Origin of the sequence: Micromonospora sp. DT81.3 (assembly GCF_049847225.1) — a bacterium.
GTDB lineage: Bacteria > Actinomycetota > Actinomycetes > Actinomycetales > Microbacteriaceae > Microbacterium.
The window spans coordinates 457,742-481,866 of record NZ_JBNCNY010000001.1 but is presented as its reverse complement, the minus strand read 5'-3'; the positions used below and the strand labels follow the sequence as shown (position 1 = coordinate 481,866).

General features: G+C 69.6%; 23 protein-coding genes. 14 read left to right on the top strand and 9 right to left on the bottom strand.

Annotated features, from left to right (window positions below):
* The first annotated feature begins 58 nt into the window (after positions 1-58).
* From ACPW96_RS02250 to ACPW96_RS02240, 3 genes are read left to right on the top strand one after another with little or no spacing between them, the layout of a single operon-like run.
* Positions 59-1,033 carry an ROK family protein gene (locus ACPW96_RS02250; RefSeq protein ID WP_425881872.1) on the top strand — a complete coding sequence of 325 codons (975 nt, stop codon included), beginning with the start codon at positions 59-61 and terminating at the stop codon, positions 1,031-1,033.
* Positions 1,034-1,046: 13 nt separating this feature from the next.
* Positions 1,047-1,616, top strand: coding sequence for a D-sedoheptulose-7-phosphate isomerase (locus tag ACPW96_RS02245; RefSeq protein ID WP_425881871.1), 570 nt, complete (start codon positions 1,047-1,049; stop codon positions 1,614-1,616).
* Entirely contained in the window at positions 1,613-4,222 is a 2,610-nt protein-coding gene (locus tag ACPW96_RS02240; protein ID WP_425881870.1) for an alpha-mannosidase, read from the top strand. Before ACPW96_RS02245 ends, ACPW96_RS02240 begins: the two co-directional genes overlap by 4 nt.
* Positions 4,223-4,431: 209 nt before the next feature.
* Here the strand turns inward: ACPW96_RS02240 and ACPW96_RS02235 are convergent, their stop codons facing one another.
* From ACPW96_RS02235 to ACPW96_RS02225, 3 genes are read right to left on the bottom strand one after another with little or no spacing between them, the layout of a single operon-like run.
* Entirely contained in the window at positions 4,432-5,397 is a 966-nt protein-coding gene (locus ACPW96_RS02235) for an NAD-dependent epimerase/dehydratase family protein (protein ID WP_425881869.1), read from the bottom strand.
* Positions 5,394-8,117, bottom strand: a complete 2,724-nt coding sequence (locus ACPW96_RS02230) for an alpha/beta fold hydrolase (protein ID WP_425881868.1) — start codon at positions 8,115-8,117, stop codon at positions 5,394-5,396. Before ACPW96_RS02230 ends, ACPW96_RS02235 begins: the two co-directional genes overlap by 4 nt.
* On the bottom strand, positions 8,114-9,136 hold the full coding sequence (locus ACPW96_RS02225) for a 3-oxoacyl-ACP synthase III (protein WP_425881867.1): 1,023 nt from the start codon (positions 9,134-9,136) through the stop codon (positions 8,114-8,116). Before ACPW96_RS02225 ends, ACPW96_RS02230 begins: the two co-directional genes overlap by 4 nt.
* Positions 9,137-9,331: 195 nt before the next feature.
* Here ACPW96_RS02225 and ACPW96_RS02220 point away from each other — a divergent pair, with 195 nt between their 5' ends.
* Positions 9,332-10,558, top strand: coding sequence for a low temperature requirement protein A (locus tag ACPW96_RS02220; RefSeq protein WP_425881866.1), 1,227 nt, complete (start codon positions 9,332-9,334; stop codon positions 10,556-10,558).
* A 15-nt stretch (positions 10,559-10,573) separates the two neighbouring features.
* Here the strand turns inward: ACPW96_RS02220 and ACPW96_RS02215 are convergent, their stop codons facing one another.
* Positions 10,574-11,575, bottom strand: a complete 1,002-nt coding sequence (locus tag ACPW96_RS02215) for an alpha/beta fold hydrolase (protein ID WP_425881865.1) — start codon at positions 11,573-11,575, stop codon at positions 10,574-10,576.
* A 48-nt stretch (positions 11,576-11,623) separates the two neighbouring features.
* The gene (locus ACPW96_RS02210) at positions 11,624-11,752 is read right to left on the bottom strand and encodes a hypothetical protein (protein ID WP_425881864.1); all 129 of its coding nucleotides are present in this window, start codon (positions 11,750-11,752) and stop codon (positions 11,624-11,626) included.
* A gap of 37 nt (positions 11,753-11,789) precedes the next feature.
* On the opposite strand from ACPW96_RS02210, the gene ACPW96_RS02205 reads away from it, so the two are divergent.
* The 4 genes from ACPW96_RS02205 (at position 11,790) to ACPW96_RS02190 (ending at position 13,608) form a co-directional block, all read left to right on the top strand.
* Positions 11,790-11,957 carry a hypothetical protein gene (locus ACPW96_RS02205; protein ID WP_425881863.1) on the top strand — a complete coding sequence of 56 codons (168 nt, stop codon included), beginning with the start codon at positions 11,790-11,792 and terminating at the stop codon, positions 11,955-11,957.
* Positions 11,958-12,037: 80 nt separating this feature from the next.
* A complete protein-coding gene (locus ACPW96_RS02200) occupies positions 12,038-12,364 on the top strand; it encodes an ArsR/SmtB family transcription factor (RefSeq protein ID WP_425881862.1) in 327 nt (108 codons plus the stop codon).
* The gene (locus ACPW96_RS02195) at positions 12,364-12,804 is read left to right on the top strand and encodes an SRPBCC family protein (protein ID WP_425881861.1); all 441 of its coding nucleotides are present in this window, start codon (positions 12,364-12,366) and stop codon (positions 12,802-12,804) included. Before ACPW96_RS02200 ends, ACPW96_RS02195 begins: the two co-directional genes overlap by 1 nt.
* A 93-nt stretch (positions 12,805-12,897) precedes the next feature.
* The gene (locus ACPW96_RS02190) at positions 12,898-13,608 is read left to right on the top strand and encodes a hypothetical protein (RefSeq protein ID WP_425881860.1); all 711 of its coding nucleotides are present in this window, start codon (positions 12,898-12,900) and stop codon (positions 13,606-13,608) included.
* On the opposite strand, the gene ACPW96_RS02185 is transcribed toward ACPW96_RS02190, so the two are convergent.
* Genes ACPW96_RS02185 through ACPW96_RS02175 form a run of 3 tightly spaced genes read right to left on the bottom strand, consistent with a single transcriptional unit; the run spans position 13,593 to position 15,516 of the window.
* The gene (locus ACPW96_RS02185; RefSeq protein ID WP_425881859.1) at positions 13,593-14,165 is read right to left on the bottom strand and encodes a DUF2510 domain-containing protein; all 573 of its coding nucleotides are present in this window, start codon (positions 14,163-14,165) and stop codon (positions 13,593-13,595) included. The two genes, ACPW96_RS02190 and ACPW96_RS02185, sit on opposite strands and share 16 nt — an antisense overlap.
* A gap of 45 nt (positions 14,166-14,210) precedes the next feature.
* The gene (locus ACPW96_RS02180) at positions 14,211-14,603 is read right to left on the bottom strand and encodes an ester cyclase (protein WP_425819614.1); all 393 of its coding nucleotides are present in this window, start codon (positions 14,601-14,603) and stop codon (positions 14,211-14,213) included.
* 34 nt (positions 14,604-14,637) lie between these two features.
* Positions 14,638-15,516, bottom strand: coding sequence for an aminoglycoside phosphotransferase family protein (locus tag ACPW96_RS02175; RefSeq protein ID WP_425881858.1), 879 nt, complete (start codon positions 15,514-15,516; stop codon positions 14,638-14,640).
* A 114-nt stretch (positions 15,517-15,630) separates the two neighbouring features.
* On the opposite strand from ACPW96_RS02175, the gene ACPW96_RS02170 reads away from it, so the two are divergent.
* The 5 genes from ACPW96_RS02170 to ACPW96_RS02150 all read left to right on the top strand — a co-directional run bounded on the left by ACPW96_RS02170 (position 15,631) and on the right by ACPW96_RS02150 (position 20,747).
* The gene (locus tag ACPW96_RS02170; protein WP_425881857.1) at positions 15,631-16,572 is read left to right on the top strand and encodes an SMP-30/gluconolactonase/LRE family protein; all 942 of its coding nucleotides are present in this window, start codon (positions 15,631-15,633) and stop codon (positions 16,570-16,572) included.
* Between the two features lie 122 nt (positions 16,573-16,694).
* Complete coding sequence (locus ACPW96_RS02165; RefSeq protein ID WP_425881856.1) at positions 16,695-17,333, top strand: dihydrofolate reductase family protein; 639 nt, start codon at positions 16,695-16,697, stop codon at positions 17,331-17,333.
* Between the two features lie 34 nt (positions 17,334-17,367).
* The gene (locus ACPW96_RS02160; protein ID WP_425881855.1) at positions 17,368-17,967 is read left to right on the top strand and encodes a hypothetical protein; all 600 of its coding nucleotides are present in this window, start codon (positions 17,368-17,370) and stop codon (positions 17,965-17,967) included.
* A 75-nt stretch (positions 17,968-18,042) separates the two neighbouring features.
* Positions 18,043-19,893 (top strand): glycoside hydrolase family 2 protein, encoded by a 1,851-nt coding sequence (locus tag ACPW96_RS02155; protein WP_425881854.1) that lies wholly within the window; start codon positions 18,043-18,045, stop codon positions 19,891-19,893.
* A gap of 29 nt (positions 19,894-19,922) precedes the next feature.
* Positions 19,923-20,747 (top strand): zinc-ribbon domain-containing protein, encoded by an 825-nt coding sequence (locus ACPW96_RS02150; RefSeq protein WP_425881853.1) that lies wholly within the window; start codon positions 19,923-19,925, stop codon positions 20,745-20,747.
* Between the two features lie 72 nt (positions 20,748-20,819).
* On the opposite strand, the gene ctaD is transcribed toward ACPW96_RS02150, so the two are convergent.
* On the bottom strand, positions 20,820-22,580 hold the full coding sequence (gene ctaD / locus ACPW96_RS02145) for a cytochrome c oxidase subunit I (protein ID WP_425881852.1): 1,761 nt from the start codon (positions 22,578-22,580) through the stop codon (positions 20,820-20,822).
* Positions 22,581-22,802: 222 nt separating this feature from the next.
* Here ctaD and ACPW96_RS02140 point away from each other — a divergent pair, with 222 nt between their 5' ends.
* Positions 22,803-24,089, top strand: a complete 1,287-nt coding sequence (locus ACPW96_RS02140) for an MFS transporter (RefSeq protein ID WP_425881851.1) — start codon at positions 22,803-22,805, stop codon at positions 24,087-24,089.
* Positions 24,090-24,125 lie beyond the last annotated feature (36 nt).

Here is a 24,125-nt window from a genome sequence, read left to right as displayed (position 1 = left end):
GGAACGATGTCACAGCAATCCCACTGGACATCGATCGGTTATCGAGGCAGGGGACGTCATGGCCGCTGAGTCGCCACCGGTACTCGCACTGGACATCGGCGGGACGAAGCTCGCCGTCGGCGTCGTGACCCCGGTCGGCGACATCCGCGGCTATATCGTCGAGCCGACGCGGAAGGACGAGGGCCATCGGAAGGTGATCCGCCGCCTGTTCGCCCTGGGGCAGCAGGCGATCCGGGATGCCGCGCTCGGGCCCGTGGCAGCTGTGGGAATCAGCAGCGGTGGGCCGCTCGACCCCGAGACGGGTGTCGTGATGGCTCCCCTCAACCTGCCGGACTGGATCGACGTTCCCCTCGGCGACCTCGCGCGCGCCGAGTTCGGCATCCCGGCCGTGCTGGTGAACGACGCGACCGCCGGCATGCTGGCGGAGCATCGGTACGGCGCCGCTCGGGGAGCCGATATCGCGCTCTACCTGACCATCTCGACGGGCGTCGGCGGGGGCGCGGTCGTGCACGGCCGACTGCACCGCGGATCCGCCGGCAACGGGGGCGAGTTCGGCCACGTGATGGTGCGCCCTGGCGGCCGTCGCTGCACCTGCGGGCGGCTGGGCTGCCTCGAGGCGTACGCCTCCGGCACCTCGATCGCCGCTCGTGCACGCGACGCTCTTGAAGAGCACGGCGCGACGTCGCCTCTCGCCGCCCTGCCCGTCGTGGGGGCCGAGCAGGTCGTGGCGGCGGCGCGCGCCGGTGACGCGCTGGCCGTGCGCCTCTGGACGGAGACCACCGATGTCATCGGTCAGGCCATCACCGACCTCGTGAACACGTTCGAACCCGAAGTGGTGGTCCTCGGCGGCGGCGTCACGCGCGCCGGCGACCTATTGATCCAACCGGTCCGCGACATCGTCGCCCGCACGGGGATGCCGCTGGCGGCCGCGTCCGCGCGCATCGAGTTCGCCGAACTCGGCGAATCCGTGTGCGTGGTGGGGGCTGCCGCCCGCGCATTCGACTATCTGGAGGAATACACCCTTGTCCGTTGATCATCCGGACTGGATGCATGCTCAGCTCAACGACCATCGCGCCGTCGCCGACGCGATGCAGGACCTTCTGCCCGGCGTTCGCTCGGTGGGCGAACTGCTCATCGAGGCGTATCAGGGGACCGGCATCCTCTACACCTTCGGCAACGGCGGCAGTGCCGCGGATGCGCAGCACCTCACGGGGGAGATCATCGGACACTACAAGCGGGATCGTCGCCCGCTGCCGGCGGTGACGCTCTCGACCGATCCGACGACCATGACCTGCATCGCGAACGACTACTCGTACGACGACGTCTTCTCGCGACAGGTGCGGGCCCTCGCGCGGCCGGGCGATGTCGTGGCCGCCTTCACGACGAGCGGGCGCAGTGCGAACATCGTCGCGGCGCTGCGCGCCGCAAAGGAGAAGGGCGCGACGACTGTGCTCTTCGGGGGTGGCGACGGTGGCCCGTCGAAGGAGTTCGCCGACGTCGCGCTGCTCGTGCCGTCATCCACCACACCACGAATCCAGGAGATGCACACCTTCATGCTTCACGCGATCTCGGAGATGGTCGACGCGTGGGCCGACGAGGACGAGGAGTACGCGTGAGCGATGCGTCGAGGGCCGGTGCCCCCACGGCCAACGCCCCGTCCGGCCCGCAGCCGCGTGACCTCCCGGCCGCCCCTAGACCCGCGGCATCCCCCGACCGCACGATCCACATGATCGGCAACGCGCACCTCGACTGCGTGTGGCTCTGGCCATGGCAGGAGGGTTACCAGGAGGCGCGCGCGACGTTCTGGTCGGCGATCCAGCGGATGGACGAGTATCCGGACTTCGTGTTCACGTGCGATCAGATGGTGCTGCTGTCGTGGGTGGAGGAGTCCGATCCCGAACTGTTCGAGCGCATCCGCGAGCGGGTCGCCGAGGGGAGATGGGTCAACGCCGGTGGGTGGTGGGTCGAACCCGACTGCAACATGCCGATGGGGGAGTCCTTCGCGCGGCAGGGGCTGTACGGACAGCGGTACCTGCAGTCCCGATTCGGCCGGATGGCGGAGGTCGGCATGAACGTCGACCCCTTCGGCCACAACGTGATGATCCCGCAGATCCTGCGCCAGCAGCGCATGGACTCGTACATGTTCCTGCGGCCGGGCCGTCAGGAGCTGGACTTCGACGACACGCTGTTCTGGTGGGAGTCGCCCGACGGCTCCCGGGTGCTCGGCTACCGCATCCCGTTCGAATACGGCAGCCCTCCGGGCGACATCGTGGGGCAGACGGAGAAGTCCCTCGGCATGCTGGACCGCAGCCTCGGGCAGATGATGGTCTTCTACGGCGTGGGCAACCACGGCGGGGGCCCGACCAGGGCGAACATCGAGTCGATTCATCGGTATGACCGGATGGGCTCGTTCGGGAGGATGAAGATGTCGTCTCCGCGGGAGTACTTCGACGAGATGCTCGCGCGAGGCCCGAGATTCCTCGACGCTCTGACCGTGCGCCGCGATGACCTCCAGCATCACGCGCCCGGATGCTACTCGTCGCACTCGGGCATCAAGGCGTGGCAGCGCCGCGCCCAGTTCGCGGTGCTCTCCGCGGAGCGGTGGGCGGCCGTCTCCGCCCTCCACGACGGGATCGAGTACCCGCGTGGGGAGCTCGAGAACGCCTGGAAGCAGATCCTGTTCAATCAGTTCCACGACATCCTGCCGGGTTCCGCGATCGAGCCGAGCTACGACGATGCCCGCGACCAGCTGGGAGAGGCCACGGCGATCGCCAAGCGCATCATCGCGAAGGCGCACAACGTGCTCGCGCGACAGGTCGACATCCCGATCGACGTGGGCACCCACCCGGTGCTGGTGTTCAACCCGCACCCGTGGCCCGTGTCGCCCGACGTGGAACTGCAGTTCGGCAACGAGCCGACGGGCGTGCACGTCACGGATGCCGAGGGCACGACGATCGTGAGTCAGATCAGCCAGTCCACGGCGACGACCGACGACAGGAGCCGCGGCGCCATCGTCTTCCGCGCCGACGTGCCGGCGTTCGGCTACCGCCTCTACCGCCTGCGGTCGGGCCAGGCGCGGGTGGACCCGCCTTCGCGCCCCTTGGCCGTCACCGAGTCGCTCCTCGAGAACGAGCACCTGCGCATCGAGATCGATCCGGAGACCGGCTGGATCTCGTCGCTCGTCGACAAGGCGACCGGCGTCGACGTGCTGGCGGGGACCCGCGGACAGCCTCACACCCAGATCTGCGACGACCCCACCGACACGTGGGGCCATCGGGTCGTCTCGTATGCCTGGCCGGGCGCCGAGATGACGCTCGACCGGATCGTCGTGCGCGAGACCGGCCCGCTGCGCTCGCGGGTGCGCATCGAGCGCAGCTGGGGCGCATCGACGCTCGTCGAGGAGCTGGTCCTCTCGCACGACAGCCGGGTGCTCCGCGTGAACGCGACGCTCGACTGGCGGGAGAAGGCCCACCTGCTGAAGCTCCGATTCCCCACCGCGCTCGAGTCGCCCACGGCGACCTACGAGGTGCCGTTCGGGGTTCTCGAGCGTCCGGTCGACGGAGCCGAGGAGCCCGCGCAGGCGTGGGTGGACCTCACCGGCGAGGTCGCCGGTCGCTCCGCCGGCCTGACCGTGATCGCGAACGGCAAGCACGGGTGGGATGCCTCGCCCGGGAAGTCGGCGAGCATCGGCATCACCGCGGTGCGGAGCCCCGTCTACTCCTGGCACGATCCTCGACTGCTCGACCCGGAGGGCATCTACAGCTTTCAGGACCAGGGCATCCAGCGCTTCAGCTACGAACTGGTTCCGCACGCCGGCGACTACCGCGCCGCGCAGCCGGCCAGGCGGGCCGCTGAGCTGGGCTCGTCCGTGCGGGCCATGCTCGAGTCGTTCCACCCCGGCGAGCTCCCGACCAGCATGAGCTTCGCGGATGACGGTGGCTCCGGTGTTCTGGTGACGGCGATCAAGGGGAGCGAAGACAACTCCGCGGAAGCGGGCGGCGCAGACCTCATCATCCGGGCGGTCGAGACTCGCGGCGAACACGTCCGTGCCGTGATCGATGTGCCGCTCGTGGGGCGAGTCGTCGAGGCGGACTTCAGCCCGTACCGCATCCGCACCTTCCGGGTTCCCCGCTCGGGGCCGATCGAGGAACTCGACCTGCTGGAACTCCCCCTCGAGGCGGCCGCCGACGAGCAGCCGCCGCTGAACGAGGAAAACGAGTAGCGCTCCTTCTCAATCCCAGCCAGCGGCGAGCACGGGATCAGGAGATGTCCACCGGATCAGGCCGAGATCCCGAAGATCCGCCTGGGCTCGTGACCATCGCCTGATCTCGCGCACGCCGCCCGATACCGGCGCGGCACCGCCAGGAGCGTCGCCAACGTGCGCGATCGATTCCTGCACAGCCGGTTGCCGACGCCGCGTTCGCCCTCGGGCTAGCCGTAGCTCAGGGCCAGGCGGCGGAGCCCCTCATCGATCGACACCGACGGGGACCAGGCCAGAGCCCGGCGCGTGTCGCGCTGGTCGAACCAGTGCGACGTCGAGAGCTGTTCCGCGAGGAACCGTGTCATCGGCGGCTCGTCGATTCCGGGCTTCACGGCCCACACCCGCTCGATGGCGGACCCCGCGGCACGGCCGAGGCCCGCCGGGATGCTCCAGCCGGGAGGCCGCACCCCCGCCGCCCGGCAGATGCCCGCGAACATCTCCCCGACGGGACGCGGCTCGCCGTTGGTGAGCACGTACGCCTTGCCGTGGGCTTCATCCGCGCGGTGCAGCGCCGCGACGATGCCGGTCGCCGCGTTGTCGATGTACGTCGTGTCGACGAGCGCGGTTCCGCCGTTGAGCAGCGGAAGCCGTCCGCGGCGTGCGCGTTCGACGATGCGTCCGACGAGCATCGTGTCGCCCGGACCCCACACCAGGTGCGGACGGATCGCGAGGACGTGCATCCGGTTCGAGTCGCGGCCCAGCGCCAGGAGTTCGCCCTCCGCCTTCGTTCGCGCGTAGTCGCCGTGCGCGTGCAGGGGGGATGCCGGTTCGGCGGCCACTCCGGCGAGCGCCGAGCCGGAATACGCCACCGAGGGCGACGACACCTGGACGAAGTGCGATACTCCGATGCGTTCCGCCGCGTCGAGGAGCGAGCGGGTGCCTTCGACGTTCACGGCGCGGAACTCCTCCGGCGCCCCCGCGAGCGAGACCTTCGCCGCGAGGTGCACCACGCCCTCGGCACCATCGATCGCCCGAGCGACATCCGCCGGATCCGTGATCGAGCCGAGCACATCGGTCGCGCCGTCGACGCCCGAGGGCCGCCGCTGGAGGGTGCGGACCTGGTGGTCGGCTGCCACGAGCTCGGCTGCCACGGCGCGGCCCAGGAAACCCGAGGCGCCGGTGACGAGCACGATCACGGCGCGACCGGCCTTCCGCCGGCCAGCATCCGCTCCGCCCAGCGCGAGAGGCGGGACCGGTCGATCTTCGAGTTGTGCCGGATGTCGGTGGGTAGACGCGGGACCGCGAGCACCGCTACCAGCGGGAGGTTCGTGCTCGCCCGCACCGCGCCGCTCAGCTCCGGACCGGCGAGGCCGGGCCGAGCGGTCGGTGGCACCGTTTCCACGACGGCCACGGCCTGCCGCAGGCCGTGGGGACCGATGCCGACGACGGCGGCGCGGCGCACGGCGGCCACCCGCTCCACGTCCTGCTCTGGTCCGACGGGGGCGATCGGTCCCGTCGCCGCGACGATGACGTGCGGCATCCGTCCCTCCACCCACAGGCGGCCGCGCGCGTCGAGATGCCCGACGTCGCCGGTGCGGTGCCAGCGCTCGCCGGCACCGGCGGCCGCAGCAGCGCCATCCGGGGCGCCCGCGTCATCCTGATCGGTCGCCGTCTCGCGCTCGGCGTCACGATCGGTGAGCCAGAGCCGGTCGTAGTGATTCTTGAGATGCGCGGCCGACACGACGATCTCCCCGAGCACGCCGGGGCCGGAGCCGGGAATGCCCGTGGCCCGACCGTCTGCGTCCAGTGCGCTGATGAGCACGCGATTAGAGCCGATCGGGGGTCCGACGCAGACACCGGCGTCTGGTTCGTCCGCCGCCGACCGGATCCCGTCGAGCGTCACGTCGGTCACCAGGAGGCACTCCGTCATGCCGTAGGGGGTGTGCGGCGTCGCGTTCGGCATGAGCTCGCCGGCCGACGCGAGCAGTCCCGCGCCGATCGGGGCGCCGGTCGAGAGGAACGTCTCCACGCGGGCGAGGGCGGCCCGATCCTCGGGTGCCAGGTCGTCGGCGGTGGCGACGACGTTCAGGATCGCCGCGGGCGAGAGGAACACGATGCGGGCATCGGACTCGCGGACCGCAGCGGCGACGGCGGTTGCGGTGAGGGTGCGAGGAGACGAGACATCCATGTCCGGCGTCACCGATCGGGTGCCGAGAGCCGGCCCCAGGAGCGCGAACGGGGCGAACCCGGTCACCAGCCCGGAGTCTGCGGTCACGTCGAAGTGGCTTCCCAGAACGTCACGCAGCGCGGAGAGCTGAGCGTGTGTGTAGACGACGCCCTTGGCGGGACCCGTGGATCCGGACGTGAAGAGGATCGCCGCGTCGTCGCGGGGGTCCGGGGCCTCGGGCACCTGGCGGTCTGCGCCCAGCGCGGCGATCTCGGCGAGGCTGTACGAGACGCGCAGTGCCCCGGCGGACACCTTGGGCAGACGCGCGGCGGAGATGCGAACGCCCGGCCAACCGAGGGCGCGCGCGGCGATCAGGCCGGGCGCCTCGCCGATGACGAAGTCGGGCCACGAGCCGCGCACCGCTCGCGTGAGGCCCCGGATGCCGAGACCCGCGTCCGCGACGACCACGACGGCTCCGATCCGCAGGCAGGCGTACACCACGGCCGTCAGTGTGGGACCAGGCGGAATCAGCAGCGAGACGCGGTGGCCCTTCCGCACGCCGATGCGGGAAAGGCCCGACGCGATCGCTCGCACCCGGTCATCCAGCTGCCGCCAGCTCACCCGCCGGGGACCCGCCTTGCCGCGTGTGGTCATGTCGGCGACCGCGATGGCTTCGTCGTCTCGACGCTCGTCGAGACGATGCCACAGGGGCGTGAAGGGCGCGTGTCCCGGCTCGTCGGACGGCGCGGGGCGAGGCGCCGGCACCCGGGAATTCGCCGGAGCACCGGTCAGACGATCGAGGTTGTCGCCCAACCACGCAAGCACCGCGTCTGCGTACGGACGGTCCTCGGCGAGCAGGTGTCCCGCGCCCTCGAACCGATGGATGTCGGCGTGCGGGAGCCGGTCGGCCAGATCGTCCAGGTAACGATCGCTGAAGATGGGATCCTCCGGTCCCCACAGCATCAGCGCCGGAACGCCCAGCGCCGCCACGCCCGACGCGATGCGCTCCAGTTCGGAGAAGCTCTCCGAGCGTCGATCCGCCGGGATGTCGGCGACGAAGCCGCCGATCCCCTCGCGCCGCCCCGGTGACCGGTAGGGCGCGCGGTACGCGTCCTTCACCGCGCCCTCCAGCGCCGGACGGGCGAGCGCGAGCGTCGTCTCGAGGAACGCCGGGGTTCGGACCGTGGATGCCGCCAGCACTCCGCGCGCGCCCGCGACCCGCAGCGGCGCCGGAAGCGGCACGCCTTCCGGGTGGTGGATCGCGGTGTTCAGCAGCATGACGCCTGCCAGTTCGGCGGGGTGGTCGATCGCCCACCCGAGGGAGACGACGCCTCCCCAGTCGTGACCCAGGGTCACCACAGGACCGTTGAGCCCGAGCGCGTCGGTGCACGCCGCGAGGTCGACGACCCGCTGCGCCAGCGGGCGGTGCGTGCCTGTGCGCTGCGAGAAGCCCATCTCGAGCTGGTCGACCGCCACGACGCGCCACGCGGGGGAGCCGGCCTCCGCCGCACGCACCGACTCCGTGATCAGGCGGCGCCAGAGGTAGGACCACGTCGGATTTCCGTGCACCGCGAGCACCGTGCCGGCGACGGGCACGCCGAGACGCGCGAGCTCGTCGCCTGTGTCGAGGAGGTGCCATTCCCGTGTGAGGCCGTGATCGGTGCCCCGCCCGGGGACGGACAGCACGCGGCTGAAGCGCGCCTCGAGCCCTGGAAGTCCGGGTGCCGGAAGCGCGGCACTGTGGCTCACCAGGCGAGTTCCATCATGGCCGTGTTCAGGCCGGAGCCGACCCCCATCAGAAGCACGCGATCGCCCCGGCGGAGCGTCGCCTGCTCTTCGACCAGGGTGATCGGTATGGAGGCGGGGCCGACGTTGCCGAAGCGGCCGAACGTCGTAGGCACCCGGGTTCGATCGAGTTTGGCCGCCTTCACGATCGCGTTCGTGTGCACCGAGGAAACCTGATGGGTGATGTAGCGGTCCATCGAGCTCCAGTTCCACTCGACGGATGCCTCTTTCCAGGCGGAGACGACGAGATCGAGGCCGCCCTTCAGCAGCGCCTTCGCATCGGTGAACATGCCGTCGACGCTGCCGACGCAGAGGTCGTGGAACTGGGTCGCGGCACGCGTGACTCCCCCGAGGATGCGGTGACCGCCGGGGTGCTCGTCGGTGCGCCCGAGCACCGCGGCGGCGGATCCGGAGCCCAGCGTGAGCGACGCGAACTCGCTCATGAACGCGTCGCGATCGACGTCCGCGTTCAGCAGGCGTTCGATGGTGTTGATCTGGATCTCGTCGGCGTCCTCGCCGTTCACCACGATGGCGTACCGGATCTGCCCGGACTCGATCATGCTGGCCGCGAGACTCATGCCGTTGACGAATCCCAGGCAGGCGTTCGCGACATCGAAGTTGACGGCGGAGCTCGGCAGCCCGAGACCGTGGTGCAGGCGCACTGCGACGGACGGCTCCAGGTGCTTGCGCGTGACCGACGTGTTGATGAGGAGCCCGACGTCGGACGGGCGGACCCCGGCCTCGGCCAGCGCACGCTCTCCGGCGGAGACAGTGGCGTCGTCGGATGACTCGCCGGGACCCCAGTTGCGGCGTTCGAGCACGCCGGCGACGCGTTCGAGCAGCCCGGTCGGCAGTCTGAGGCGCGCCAACGCGTCCGCCAGGCGCTCCTCGATGTCGCCGGACGTCGTCACCCGGCTGGGCAGGGCACTCGCCACCGACAAGAGAGACACATTGTCGAAGCGGGTCGTCGCATTACCGGCCACGAAACCTCCGTCGAACGAGCCCGTCGGGCGCGGTGCATCGAGTGTCAACTTTACGCCCGCTCCGGGGGCTTCACGTACGAGGGCTGGCAGCCACTATAGTTCGCCCGCCGTGCGGTGTCAGTTCCGCCCCGGCTGGAGTGACGGTGGCGGGATCTTCCTCGGCATGCGCCGGCGAGGCGCACGTAGACTGTGGATGTGAGGCGACGCATCGCTCGGGAGACCACGACGGGCCCATCGCGTCGGATCCCGATACCGAGCATCGTCGTCCGGGAGGGCACGAACCGGGTCACTACGTTCGAGCTCTTCTTCGATCTGGTCTACGTGTTCGCGTTCACGCAGGTCTCGCGGCTCATGGCCGAGACGCACAGTGCGCTCGGGATCCTGCAGGCTCTCATCGTGCTGTCGCTGCTGTGGTGGACGTGGGCCGGCTTCAGCTGGATCTCGAACCAGGCCTCCGCGGATCAGCCCTTCCTCCGTTCGGGCATGACGCTCGCGATGATCGCGGTGTTCGTCGCCGCGCTCACCATTCCGGAGGCGTACGAGGATCTCGAGGGCGGGTGGTACGGACCGCTCGTGTTCGCGGGCGCGTACGCCGCCGTGCGGATCATCCACATCTCCCTGTACGCGGTTGTCGCATCCGGCGACGCTGCCCTGCGTCGTCAGCTGCTCCTGTTCCTCATCGCGCTGATCCCGGCCGTCAGCCTCATCTTCCTCGGCGCCGCGGCCGGCGGGCAGGCCCAGCTCTGGCTGTGGCTCGTGGCCATGATCTACGACCTGGCCGCGACACGAGTGGGCTCGGTGCTCGGCCGCGGGTGGCGGCTGCCTTCCGTTGAGCACTGGGCCGAGCGCTACGGGCTCATCGTGATCCTGGCCCTCGGCGAATCGATCGTGGCGATCGGCGTGGGAGTTGCCCAGGAGCCGATCGACCTGGCGATCATCCTGGGAGCCGCGGCATCCGTCACGATCTCGGTGCTGCTGTGGTGGTCGTACTTCGCGCGCTTGGCGGCGTACGGCGAGCACGCCCTCGAACGGTACGACGAGCGCGCACGTGCGACCCTCGCCGCCGACGCGTACTCGTACGTCCACTTCGTCATCATCGCGGGCATCATCCTGACGGCCCTCGGCATCGAGGACGCGATGAAGCACATCGACGAGTCCGAGGCCTTCGGCTTCTTCGGCGCCACCGCCCTCGGAGCGGGGGTCGCGACCTTCGCCGTGGGAACGGCGCTGTTCGCCCTCCGCGTCGGCATGGGGTGGCCGTTCATGCGCACGATCGAGGCGATTCTGCTGCTCCTCGCCATCCCGGTGCTGGGGGCGGTGCCCCCGCTCTCGGCGCTGTTCCTGGCGTTGGCGCTCATGGGCGCCGTCGCGATCATCGAAAGCAGAGTGCACAGCCGGCTCGACGCCGACGCCGCCCAGTGAGCTCGGGCGCGGAAGCTATTCGGGCTCGTCCGCGGACTTCTCCGTGACGCCGAACTCCGCCTCGGCGGAATCCTCGCGCACTTCGTCGGTCACTCCGTCGGTCGGTGGGGCGTCGTCGGCTCGCGCGTCTTCGGCATGCGTGGCGTGCGGTTCGGGATTGCTCATTTCGCTGGACCTCTCATCTGGTGGAGCGTGCGGATGTAAGACATCCTGACCCGCCGGCGCGTGCTCGGTAAGTCGGTTGACACGGGCGATCCACTCGGCAAGGAGCGCGGCGAGCAGCTCGGGTCGTTCGTGCATGAGCGCGTGGCCGGCGTCCTCCACGACGGCGAGAGTGGCCCGCGGGTGGCGTTCGAACAGCCTCATCGCTTCGGAGCATCCCGCCGTCGAGTCGCGTCGCCCGGCGACGATCAGGGTCGGCCCGGCGTACGGCGCCGATCCGGGGTCCATCGTCCACCCCTCGAAGATGCGCCCGAGAGCGCCTTCATCCACGAGCGTCGTCCCGGGCACGACGTGGTCGCGGTAGCGACGAGCGGTGTCCGCCGTGCGGACCACGAAGTATTCGTCGAAGCCGTCGTGCTGGGCCGGATCGAGCTCGTCGTGCGCGTCGGCGTCTTCACGCACCACGACGTGCTGCGGCAGATCCTGCGACTGCTCGCCCAACGGGCAGAGCAACGCGAGACCGAGCACGAGGTCCGGTCGATGGGCCGCCAGCCCGCCTGCCAGGTAGGCGCCGTAGGAGTGCCCGACCAGCAGCACCGGTCCGGCGCCGAGGTCGTCGATGAATGTGACGAGCCGGCGCACCACATCGTCGTTGCAGACCAGACCCTCGGCTGTGGATCGACCCATGCCCGGCAGGTCGGGGTAGACGCGTCGGCAGTCGCCGAGGGGGACGACGGCCTCCATTGCAGCCTCCATCTCGCGGTGGTCCACACCGGCGCCGTGCAGCGCCATGAGCGGCGTACCGCGACCCCGCTCAACGTAGTGCACCCGGGCTCCGTTGATCCGGCTCTCCATATCGCGCGAGTGTAGCGATGACCTGGCATTACAGCGGCGTGCTGGAACTCACTGCCTGGGGACCGATGCCGGCCGGGCGCCGCCCGGGCCCTCTTCGGCGGGAGCGGCGGGCGCGGCGGTGCTCCGGCGCCCGTCGAGCACGATGCCGAGCACGGCGACGAGTGCGGCGACGAGCATGGCGGATGCTGAGACGGCCAGGTAACGGCAGTGCGAATTGCAGGCGCCGCCCTCGTGCTCCCTCGCCCTGGCCGATGAGCTCGCCGCGGAACTGACCGTCCTGGAGGAGCGGCTCGCCTGCCTCACAAAGAGCCGCGACGCGTTCGCGCGCTATCTCGAGCTGACGCGTCACGGAGACCTGCTGACGTCCGCGGGCACCGCCTGACGGCATCTGCTGCCCGGATACACCGGTCCGGTTCGGGTCCATCACTTGACAGTGATATCACGCCGTGATGATATCTATGCATGCACCCGCTCGAGGTCCTCGGCGATCCGGTCCGCCGACGCCTGATCGAACTGCTGGGCGACGGTCAACGTACGGCAGGTGAGCTCACCGCTCGCATCCGCGAGGAGTTCGCCGTCGGCCAGCCGGCGGTGTCGAATCAGCTGAAGGTGCTTCGAGAGACGGGGTTCGCACGCAGCACACCGCAGGGAGCGCGCCGGCTCTACGCCCTCGAACCCGCGGGGCTCGACCAGGTGGACGCCTGGGTGCGTCAGCGTCGCCGCTTCTGGACCGGCCAGCTCGACGCGCTGGGCGACGCCCTGAGCGAAGACCACGGGGAGGACGCCTGATGAGAAACGATCCCCGGTCGCCCGCGACTCGAGAGCTGCGCATGGAGACGGTGGTCGCCTCGCCGCTGCCCTACGTCTGGGCGGCGTGGACGACCGAGCCGGGCCTCGCCCGCTGGTGGTGGAACCACTGGGCGGATGTCGAGATCGACGTCGACGCCCGTGTGGGCGGCGCCTACCGATTCGCTGCCCCCCACGCGGGCATCGTCGTGACGGGCACCTACCTCGAGGTTCACGAGCCCACCCGGCTCGTGTTCACGTGGGAGTGGCGTGACGCCGACGGCGTCCAGAGCGACGAGACGGTCGAGGTCGACTTCGTCGATGTGGACGGCGCCACCATGGTGGCGCTGGTCCACCGGGGGCCATGGGCGGAGGAGTCGGCGGCGGACTCGTACAGGCAGGGCTGGGCGTTCGTCCTGGATGCGCTCGCTCGTGCGGAGTGAGAGGGACCGGCGCGCGATCCGCGGATAGTAGCCTCAGGCGGGGCCGTGGGAAAAGGGGATGCCGTCTCGCCGCGTCCTCTCCATACTGGCCGGATGCTGAATCGTGCCGCCGGCTTCGTCGGCGAGGTGCTGCGCGGCCTGTTCCGCGCGATCCTTTTCGTGCGGCGTCCGCGCCCGATCCACTCCCGCGGACGCGTGCTGCGCGGGGAGATCTCGTGGATCGCCGGCGCCGCGCCCTCCGGCATCCGCTGGATCGATGAACGCCCCGTGCATCCCGTGCCCGTGGTGGCGCGCCTGTCGCGATCGGTCGGGCTGCCGGCTGCTCTGCCCGACATCATCGGTCTCGCCCTGCGAACGGATGCCGCCGGCCGGACGGTCGACATCGAACTGGCGTCGACGGGCCTGGGCATCCCATCCCGATACCTGCTGCTTCCGCACCGCTCGCCGTCCCACGCGCGCTACGGCAGTCTGCTCCCGTACTGGTCACCTCGAGGCCCGATCCTCGTCTGCGCCCGCCCTCTGACGCCATCCGAGCCGCTGCCGGCAGGGGGCCGCGCGCTCGACGAGGCGCTCGTGCGGGAGCCATGGCGGTTGCGGCTGTACCACGCCACGCCGACGGGGAAGTGGCATCCGTTCGCTCAAGTCTCGGTGCGGCTCGACGAGAACCAGGATGACACCGGCCTGCGTTTCGATTCCGTGCGCCACGCGCTTCCCGGCGCCGACACCTATCCGTGGGTGCGCGCCCTGCGCCAGCCGTCCTACCACCTGGCGCAGGATGCGCCCGTGCGTCAGCGGAGAGGCTGACCCCGCGACACGGTCTCGACCAAGGCGACGAACTGACGGGCCTGAGCGGCGAGTCTCTGCGAGATCGGAACGATCCAGAACTGCTCGACCCCGTCGATGGCCACGTAGAACTGCCGGCGGTGCACGCCCGTCTTGAGCGTGGCCTCGGTGATGGCGCCGGTGGGCCCGAAGAGAAGCCCGCCGGCGAGGGCGCGAGCCAGAGTCGATCGCTTCACGACGTCGCTCCCGGGCTCGTACGAAGCCATCGCGCCGGCGACCGGCTGACTGAGGTCGCCGTAGTGGATCCAGTCCCCAGCGACCGTGATGCCCGCGAAGGTGTGCTGCTCACCGATCGGCTGGCTGCGAGAGGTCCACCGCAGGCCATCCCACCAGCGCAGCCGTCCGCGATGATCGTCGTACCAGCCGGGACCCTGCGGGGCGGGCGGCGTCAGTGGCGAGCTGCGGAGTTCGACCCGCGTGCCGGTCATGTCGGCGTAGTCGTCGGTCCACCGATCGCCGTCCCACCAACGCTGGTTGCCGGAGCCGTCGTCGTACCACCCCGCTTCGACGTTGCCCATCCGCCGATCGTAGCGATCTCGCGGCGTCTTATCCCGGGAGACCGATCACGCCCGCAGCTGGGCGAGCAGCTCGACGTCGCCGGTCGTGCCGGAGAACTCGGTGATGCGCCCGTTCGTCACGCGGTACATCCCGAACTGCGCCACGTTGGCGTGCCGTCGGGTGGGTGCGATGCCGAGGAACGGCCCGAGATGCGTGCCGCTCGCCCGGACGTGAGCGGCCAGGCGATCGTCCTCGACGATGAGCTGGATGCGACGCCAACGCCAGTCCGGGAACCCGTGGAACAGGTCGGCCATGTCGGCCACCCACGCGTCCTCCCCGCCCGGCAGGTGCGCGCGTCGAACCGACGGATGGACGAACGAGCGGATCGCGTCGAGATCGTGGCGGTTGCAGGCGTCGAGGTAGTCGGCGTACCACTCGCGCATCTCCCACGGCTCCACCTCCTCATTATCCGCGCGCGTTCCGCACGGACGCTCAGCGGACGTTCGCGAGGATCCGTTCGACAACAGTCCGGGCTTTCCGAGCCTCGGCCTCCGGATCATGCGACCCCGCCGCGCCGGACATCAGCAGCATGGCCTTCCACAGTGCCCAGGCGCGCCCGCGCGCCCATACTTCGTCGTGCCACGGGAGTCCGTCGCGGAACGCCCGGCGAGCGGAGTCGTCGAACACCGTCCACGCGATCGCGAGATCGCAGGCCGGGTCTCCCACACCGGACGTCCCGAAGTCGATGACGGCCGCCAGTCGCCCGTCGCGGAGCAGCAGGTTGCCGGGCGCGATGTCGCCGTGGAACCACACCGGCCGCCCCGTGATCTCGGTGTGCAGCGCCGCCTCCCAGACTGCGCGGGCGGCATCCGTATCGATCGCCCCGTCGAGCTGAACGAGCGATCGCTGCACCTCGTCGTCGTAGAACCGGGGGTGCGCGCCGCGCCAGAAGCTGTGCCGTCCCGCCGCCGGTCCCTCCGAGGGATCGACGTCCGCCAGGGCCGTCAGGAACCGCGCCACATCACGTGCGAAGCCGTCGAGGTCGTGGATCGCACCCTCGCCGGCCGGTACGCCGTCGATCCAGCGGTACACCGACCACGGCCTGGGAAACTCCGCCGTCGGCATTCCGAGCGCGACGGGCTCCGGGATCTCGAAGGGAATCAGCGGGGCGATGACCGGAAGCCAGCGCTGCTCCTTCTCGACGGCCTCGGCGTAGCCGTCGGCGCTCGGCAATCGCACCAGCAGGTCGTCGCCGAGGCGAAAGGTCCGGTTGTCCCACCCGCCGGGCACGACCGGCCGGACGGGGAGGTGAGCCCATCGGGGGAACTGCTCCATCAGGAGGCGGCGCACCAGATCCTGGTCCAGTTCCATGCGCCCAGTCTCTCCCAGCGCCCCTCACTCGCGCACAACGACGCCTGAGGGAACGCGCGACCGGGTCTTCGACGGCGGGCGGGTGAGCGGTCCGGGTGCCACTACGTTGACAGCATGCATCGCATCGTCACCGTTCACCCGGTTCCCGGTCCGGGCGCCGAGGATGTCGTCGTCGGCCACTCCGGCGCCGACGAGGGCGCCGTCTTCACCGGAACGGCAGACGGGTCGATCTTCCGGGTGAGCCACGGCGGGGACCGGGTGGATCGAATCGCCCGCACCCAGGGACGGCCGCTGGGCCTCGAGCTCGACCCCGACGGCCGGCTGCTGGTGTGCGATGCGCACCGGGGGCTGCTGCGCATCGACACCGGCACCGGCGACGTCGAGGTGGTCGCCGGTGAGGTCGGGGGCCGCCCGATGCGGTTCTGCAACAACGCCGCCATCGCCGCCGACGGCACCGTCTGGTTCTCTGATTCCTCCACGAAGTTCGGGATCGGGGAGTGGAAAGCGGACTTCGTCCAGAACACCCGTACCGGGCGGCTGCTGCGCCTCGACACAGACGGCACCGTCACCGTCGTGCTCGACGGGCTGGCCTTCGCCAACGGAGTTGCGCTCTCCCGTGCGGAGGACTTCGTCGCCGTGGCAGAGACCGGCGCCCGCACGGTGGTCCGGCACTGGCTGAGCGGACCGAAAACCGGGACGCGCGACCTGCTCTGCGATGACCTTCCCGGCTATCCCGACAACATCGCACGCGGCAGCGACGGTCTCATCTGGGTCACCATCGCCAGCCCTCGCGATCCTCTCGTCGAGCGGCTGCAGGCGGGCCCGATGGTGCTGCGGCGGCTCTCCACCAGGCTTCCCGAGAGGCTGCAGCCCGCCCCTAAGCGCACCGTACGGGTCCAGGCTTACGACGACGAGGGGAGGCTGATCCACGACGTCGACGCCGATCCGAAGTCTCAGCAGACGCCGTACCACATGGTCACCGGCGTCCGCGAGCACGAGGGCCGCGTCTGGCTCGGCAGCCTGCACGAAGCCGCGATCGCCGTCGTCGACCTCTGACCGGGCGATCTCGACGGGGCGGTTTGGCAGCGACATCCAGGGGTTGATCTCCCCTGGCGGTGGGCGTCAGGCTGGGTCCCGGCCGAGCTTCGTGGGTCCTCGGCGAATGAAGGAGGAGCCGGATGGCGAAGATCGTGGTCAGCAGCATGGTGAGCATCGACGGCTACACGGAAGGCGCAGGCGGTGACGTCTCGCAGATGCCGATGGATCTCGCCTTCGCGGAGCACAACGCGGACCGCGTGCGAGCCGCCGGCCGCCTGCTCTTCGGAGCGACGACTTACCGCGGGATGGTGCAGTACTGGCCGAATCAAGTGGAAAACCCCGATGCGATCCCGCAGGACCGCTACATCGCCTCCCGTTACGCATCGGACCTCGGTATCACCGTGGTGTCCGACACCCTCGCTCCCGCCGACATCCCGATCTGGGGCGACCGAACCGAGATCGTGTCGCGGTCGGACGCGCACGAGCATCTGCGCCAGCTGCGCGAGACCGAGGACGCCGACATCCTGGTCTTCGGCAGTCGCACCCTCTGGACCGACCTGCTCGCGCACGGCCTCGTCGACGAGCTGCACCTGCTGGTCGGCCCCAAGATCGTGGCGGGCGATGCCCGTGCGTTCAGCGATCTTCCGCAGATCGATCTCACGCTTCTGGGGGCTCGGACGTGGCGGGACTCGAGCACGGTCGTGCTGTCCTACCACCCCGACAACGCGGCCGCCGGCCTGACGCACGGCGCGGAGGACACTGGACGTCATGCGATCTGAGCAGCCGATGCCAGGGAACCCATGGCCGCACGAGATGACCATCACCGTCGAGGACCGGCCGAACGCGCTGCTGGAGCTGCTGTGGATCCGCGAGGCGTACGGCCTGCGGCTCGTCGGGGATCACCTTCCCCCACCGTTGGTGGACTCCCCGCCAGCCGTCACGGGCGGCACCAGCACACCCGCCACGCGCGGAGCGTGGGAGGAGGCGTGGCCACGGATCTGGGATGGAGCCGCCGCGCATGCCGGCGCTGAGGCGGATCCGAGTCAATTCGAGCGGCTTGGCCTGACGGGGCCGGGCTCGATCGAGCGCGCCGAGCTTCTGCGGAGGATGGTGGGTCCGACCTGGCGCGATGAGTTCGGCGACGATGCGTTCGCCGACGATTCGTACAACCGGTGGCTCCAGATCGGGATGGACGCCCATCTCGCAAAGCTGCCGATCAGCCTCGAGGACCACCCGGAGCGACGTGACCTCGCGGTCCTGATACCCGCCTGGCGCGCGGGCCTGACGAAGGTCGTCACGATCCCGTGCGCCGGCGAGTACGTGCACAGGGTCGGCGCTCATGGTCTCCTGATGACCGATGGCACACGCGAGGACAGCGACGCCTACCGGCGCGCGCTCCGATCCTTCGCGTGACGGATGGCGCGTTCTCTGGATGAGCCTGCCGAACCGGTTCTCGCCACCGCGGGGGGCCTCGCGTAGCGTGAGTCCATGGCGCCTTCCCTGTGGCCCGAGACCTGGCCGACTGATCATCCGGACTACCCTCGCCGCCGTATGCAGCGCCGGGAATGGCAGAGCCTCAACGGCATCTGGGAGTTCGCCGTCGCGGGCGGGGTCGAGCACCCGAGCGCGATCCCGGCATGGGATCGCCAGATCATCGTGCCGTTCGCGCCGGAGAGCGTCGCCAGCGGCATAGACGACCGCACTCTCGGGGCCGACGTCTGGTACCGCCGCGAGATCGAGTACACGCGGCGCGAGGACGTGCGGCTCCTGCTGCATTTCGGAGCGGTGGACTACCGGGCGAGGGTATGGGTCGACGGCCGTTTCGTCGGCCAGCACGAAGGAGGGCACACCCCCTTCTGGTTCGACATCACCGACGCGCTCAAGAAGAACCGCGAGGTGCATGAGATCGCGGTGTGGGCGCACGACGAGCCGCAGGGTCTGGCGCAGCCACGCGGCAAGCAGGATTGGCAGGACGAGCCGCACAGCATCTGGTACCCCCGCACAACCGGCATCTGGCAGACCGTCTGGCTCGAGGAGGTGCCGTCGCGCCGTCTGTCCGATGTGCGGCTCACGTCGCACCTGGATCGATGGACGCTCGGCTTCGAGGCCCGGCTGTACGGCCCCGACCGGGGCGAGGACCTGCGGGTGCGCCTTCGTCTCTCGGTCGGTGACCGGCTGCTCGCCGACGACCTGTACGACGTACAGGAAGAAGAGGTGCACCGCCGCGTCGCTCTGGCCGATCCCGGCATCGACGACTCCCGGAACGAACTGCTCTGGTCGCCGGACTCACCGACGCTGATCCGCGCCGAGGTGTGGCTGCTCGACGGCGACCAGGTGATGGACGAGATCCGGTCCTACACCGCGATGCGCGGCGTCAACCTGCAACGAGGGCGGATGCTGCTGAACAACCGCCCCTACCCCATGCGCCTGGTGCTCGATCAGGGCTACTGGCCCGACACCCTCATGACGCCGCCCAGCGAGGAGGCGCTCATCCGCGACATCGAACTCACCAAGGCGGCCGGGTTCAACGGCGTGCGCAAACACCAGAAAGTCGAGGACCCTCGGTACCTCTACTGGGCGGATGTGCTCGGCCTGCTCGTCTGGGAGGAGATGCCCAGCGCCTACCGCTTCACACGCGACTCCGTCGAACGCCTGACCCGCGAGTGGGTGGAGGTGATCGACCGCGACAGCGGGCATCCGTGCATCGTCGTCTGGGTGCCATTCAACGAATCGTGGGGCGTGCCCGACTTGCCGAACGTGGAGAAGCACCGGTCGTTCGTGCAGTCGCTCTACCACCTCACCCGCACTCTCGACCCGTCGCGGCCGGTCGTCGGCAACGACGGATGGGAGTCGACGGCGACCGACATCCTGACCATCCACGACTACGAGAGCGATCCGGCCCGTCTGCTCGCCCGCTACGCCCGCACCCCGGGCGGCGGCCTGCCCGAGGCGCTGCGGAGCGCCTTCCCGGCTGGGCGCGTGATCACCCTCGACGAGCATCCGCACGACGGGCAGCCGGTGGTGCTGAGCGAATTCGGCGGCATCGCGTGCCGCACGACAGACGAACCGGGTGGCGCCTGGGGCTACTCCGTGACCGGCTCGTCGCAGGAGCTGCGCGCCACGTACGAGCAGCTGCTCAGCGCGGTGCACGAGTCGGAGATGTTCGCCGGGTTCTGCTACACGCAGCTCACCGACACCTTCCAAGAGGCGAACGGCCTGTTCACCGCACAACGTGAGCCCAAGTTCGACATCCCGGCGATGCACCGCGCGACGCGCGGGGTCCGGCAGCACCCGGCGGAGGTCCCGGTCGAGGCGGTGGATCGCGAACCGACCTCCTGATGGGGGAGGTGGCCTGTACATTGCCCGCCATGGCCGAGCGAGTGGAATCGTGGTGGGCGCGTCGCCAGTTCTCGCGCGGCGTGGAGGTGCCGTATCCGGTAGGGACGTATCGGGAGGCGTGGGCCCCGTTCCCGATGCTGATCCGCCAGTATCACCCCGAACTGAACGCCGGCATCACCCTGACGCAGGTTCCTCCGGCCGCCGATGTGCTGCTGCTGTGGCAATGCGAGGCGGGTCATCAATTCGTCGCGACGCCGGCGGAGCAGCGAGCCCGTCCGGGGCGGGAGCGTCGCCGATCGGCCTGGTGCCCGGAGTGCGCGACGCTCGCCAAGCCCCCGCGGGTGCGTCCGGCGGGCGCGACTCCGTCCACGCGTCCGCGGCCGCCGCAGGCGCTCTGCCCCAAGACCCCGCCATTGCCGGTGGGCGAGCCGTTCCAGAGCGAATGCGCGCCCAAGCCGGCGTCCGCGGTCGAGGCGAAGCTGCGCGAGGACCTGTTCGCGCGCCTCGGCGTCACCCGGGGCTTCAACGCCGTACGGGTGGGCCGGCCGTTCTTCGACCACGTCGAGGTGTGGCCCGACATCCTGCTGCCCGAACTGCGCATCGCCGTCGAATACGACAGCACCGGCCGGTTCGGGCTGGAGCATGTCGGCAAGCGCGAGGAGTCCGATCGACGCAAGGACCGCCTGTTGCGTGCGGCGCACTGGGAGGTCGTGCGCATCCGCACGGGCAAGCTCCCGCTGCTCGGACCCTACGACCTGCAGCTCTCCAGCGTGAGCCGCCGGGGCTTGGAGCGCCTGCTCGACGCGTTCCGCGACATCCGCGGGCCTCTGTTCGTGGACGCGTACCTGCAGTGACGCGGGCCTGACACCGACGCGGGCCCGACACCGACGCGCGCGTCAGGGCGGCGGCTCAGAGGGATCGCCCGCTCACGTCACCTCGCCGCTGTCCTTGTCGGCCATCGGAGCTTGGGGAGCGTCCTTCGCGGGGCCCACACCCACAGGAAGTCCGGCCTCCGGGTGGTTCATGTCGAACGCGGGGCGCTCGCTGCGGATGCGGGGGATCGAGGTGAAGTTGTGCCGCGGCGGAGGGCACGACGTCGCCCACTCCATGGAGGCGGCGTAACCCCACGGGTCGTTCACCGTGACCCGAGGCGCCTTGCGCGCCGTCACCCACACGTTGAGCAGGAACGGCAGCATCGACAGGCCGAGGAGCATCGCCCCGACGGTGGAGACCTGGTTGCCCCAGGTGAACCCGTCCTGGTCGGAGTAGTCGGCGTACCGACGCGGCATGCCGTCGGCCCCCAGCCAGTGCTGGATCAGGAAGGTCATGTGGAAGCCGATGAACAGCATCCAGAAGTGCACCACGGCCAGGCGCTCGTTCAGCATCCGCCCCGTCCACTTCGGCCACCAGAAGTAGAAGCCCGCGAACATCGCGAACACCACCGTGCCGAAGACCACGTAGTGGAAATGCGCGACGACGAAGTAGGAGTCCGACACGTGGAAGTCGAGCGGCGGCGAGGCGAGGATGACGCCGGTCAGGCCGCCGAACACGAATGAGATCAGGAACCCGAGCGCGAAGATCATGGGCGATTCGAAGGTCACGGATCCGCGCCACATGGTGCCGATCCAGTTGAAGATCTTCACCCCCGTCGGCACCGCGATCAGCATCGTCATGAGCGCGAAGAACGGCAGCAGCACCGCCCCGGTGACGTACATGTGGTGCGCCCACACGGCGACGGAGAGCGCGGCGATCGCGATCGTCGCGTACACAAGGGTCTTGTAGCCGAAGATCGGCTTGCGCGAGAACACCGGCAGCACCTCGGAGATGATGCCGAAGAACGGCAGCGCGATGATGTACACCTCGGGGTGCCCGAAGAACCAGAACAGGTGCTGCCACAGCAGCACGCCGCCGTTCAGCGGGTCGTAGATGTGCGACCCGAGCACCCGGTCGGATGCCGCCGCCAGCAGCGCCGCGGCCAGCACTGGGAATGCCAGAAGCACGAGCAGACTCGTCACGAGGGTGTTCCAGGTGAAGATGGGCATCCGCCACATCGTCATGCCGGGCGCCCTCAGCGTGATGATCGTGGTGACGAAGTTCACGGCACCCAAAATCGTACCGAAACCGCTCATGGCAAGGCCGAGCATCCACAGGTCTCCACCCACTCCGGGCGTGAACGTCTCGCTCGCCAGAGGCTGGTACGCGGTCCACCCGAAGGATGCCGCTCCCTCCGGCGTGAGGAACCCGGACACGGCGATGGTCGAGCCGAACAGGAACAGCCAGAACGCGAAGGCGTTGAGGCGGGGGAAGGCGACGTCGGGCGCACCGATCTGCAACGGCATGATCGCGTTCGCGAAGCCGGCGAACAGCGGCGTCGCGAACATCAGCAGCATGATCGTGCCGTGCATCGTGAACAGCTGGTTGTACTGCTCCTTCGTCGGCACGATCTGGATCCCCGGAGCGAAGAGCTCGGCCCGGATGATCAGCGCCATGATCCCGCCCAGCAGAAAGAACATCACCGAGGCGATCAGGTACATGTACCCGATCGTCTTGTGGTCAGTGGAGGTGATCCACTTGACGACGATGTTGCCCTTCTCCTCCACGCGGGTGGCGGTCAGCAGCTCGGATTGACGCGGGGGGATTCCCGTCGGGCGGATGCCGGAGGGCACACCTGTCGCGGGTGCTGCCATCGTCCGTTCCCTCCAGATCGGTGCTCGTGTCGATGAAGGAATGGTAGGAACCGCGCGGGGAGCGGTACACGGGGGTTGCCTTCGTGCGTCGGCGGGGCTATACGACTCCGCTGGTGAGTGCGGTGGACGGTGTCGGACGGGGGCGGTACTGTCGCGGTGTCGTCCGTTGATTCCGTCGAGAGAAGCGGTGCCGCCATCCCCACGACTTCTGCCGCTACATCGTTGCCCACTCCGCGCCGCGTGCAGGGCACCTACTACACACTGATGCTCGGCAACACGCTGGCGGCGTCGTTCATCTGGGGCATCAACACGCTGTTCCTGCTCGATGCCGGCCTGTCCAACTTCGAGGCGTTCGGGGCCAACGCGTTCTTCACGGCCGGCATGCTCATCTTCGAGATCCCGACGGGTGTGGTCGCGGACACCGTCGGCCGGCGCGCGTCGTTCCTTCTCGGCACGATCACGCTCGCCGGGACCACCATCCTGTACTGGCTGCTCTGGGTCTGGGAATCCCCGTTCTGGGCGTGGGCCATCGTCTCGGTGCTGCTGGGCCTCGGCTTCACGTTCTTCTCGGGCGCGGTCGATGCGTGGCTCGTCGACGCGCTCAAGGCCACGGGGTACCGAGGCAGCCTCGAGACGGTCTTCGGCAGGGCGCAGATCGTCGGCGGCATCGCGATGCTCTCCGGTTCGGTCCTCGGCGGCGTGATCGCGCAGGCGACGAACCTCGGCGTCCCGTTCCTGATCCGCTGCGGCATCCTGCTGGTGATGTTCGTGGTCGCCGCGCTGCTGATGAGGGACCTCGGCTTCCAACCGGATCGGAGCGAGGGGCCGTTGAAGGCCACACGCACGGTGCTGCGCGCCTCCATCCGCTACGGACTCGCCGATCCGCCGGTGCGCTGGCTCATGATCGCGAGCCCGTTCACCGCGGGCGTCGGCATCTACGTCTTCTACGCCCTGCAGCCGTATCTGCTCGAGCTATGGGGCGACGAGGAGGCCTACACGGTCGCCGGGCTCGCCGCCGCGCTGGTGTCGGGTGCGTCCATCCTGGGTGGCGCCATCGCCCCGTGGGTGCGGAGGCGATTCCGCCGCCGCACGTCGACGATCCTGCTGGCCACGGTCTCCAGCGCCCTGGTGCTCGTCGGGCTCGGGCTCGTGCGGGACTTCTGGTTCGCCGTCGTGCTCGTCGCCCTGTGGGGCGTCGCGTCCGCCATCGATGACCCCGTGCACAGGGCTTACCTGAACGACATGATCCCGTCGAAGCAACGAGCGACCGTGCTCTCTTTCGACTCGCTGATGGGGTCCGGCGGCGGGGTGGTCTTCCAGCCGGTGCTGGGTCGGGTGGCGGATGTCGGGGGCTACGGCGCATCCATGCTCTGGAGCGGCGTGATCTCGGCCATCGCCGTGCCCTTCGTGCTGCTGAGCAGGGCCCAGCATCCGTCAGCCGATACGGCTCGCGATGTCACCGGGGATGGGGAGGGCGCGCAAGCGGCAGACCCGGTGAAGGAGGGCTGAGGCCGCCGCCCATCCGCATTCCTCAGCCTGCTGCAG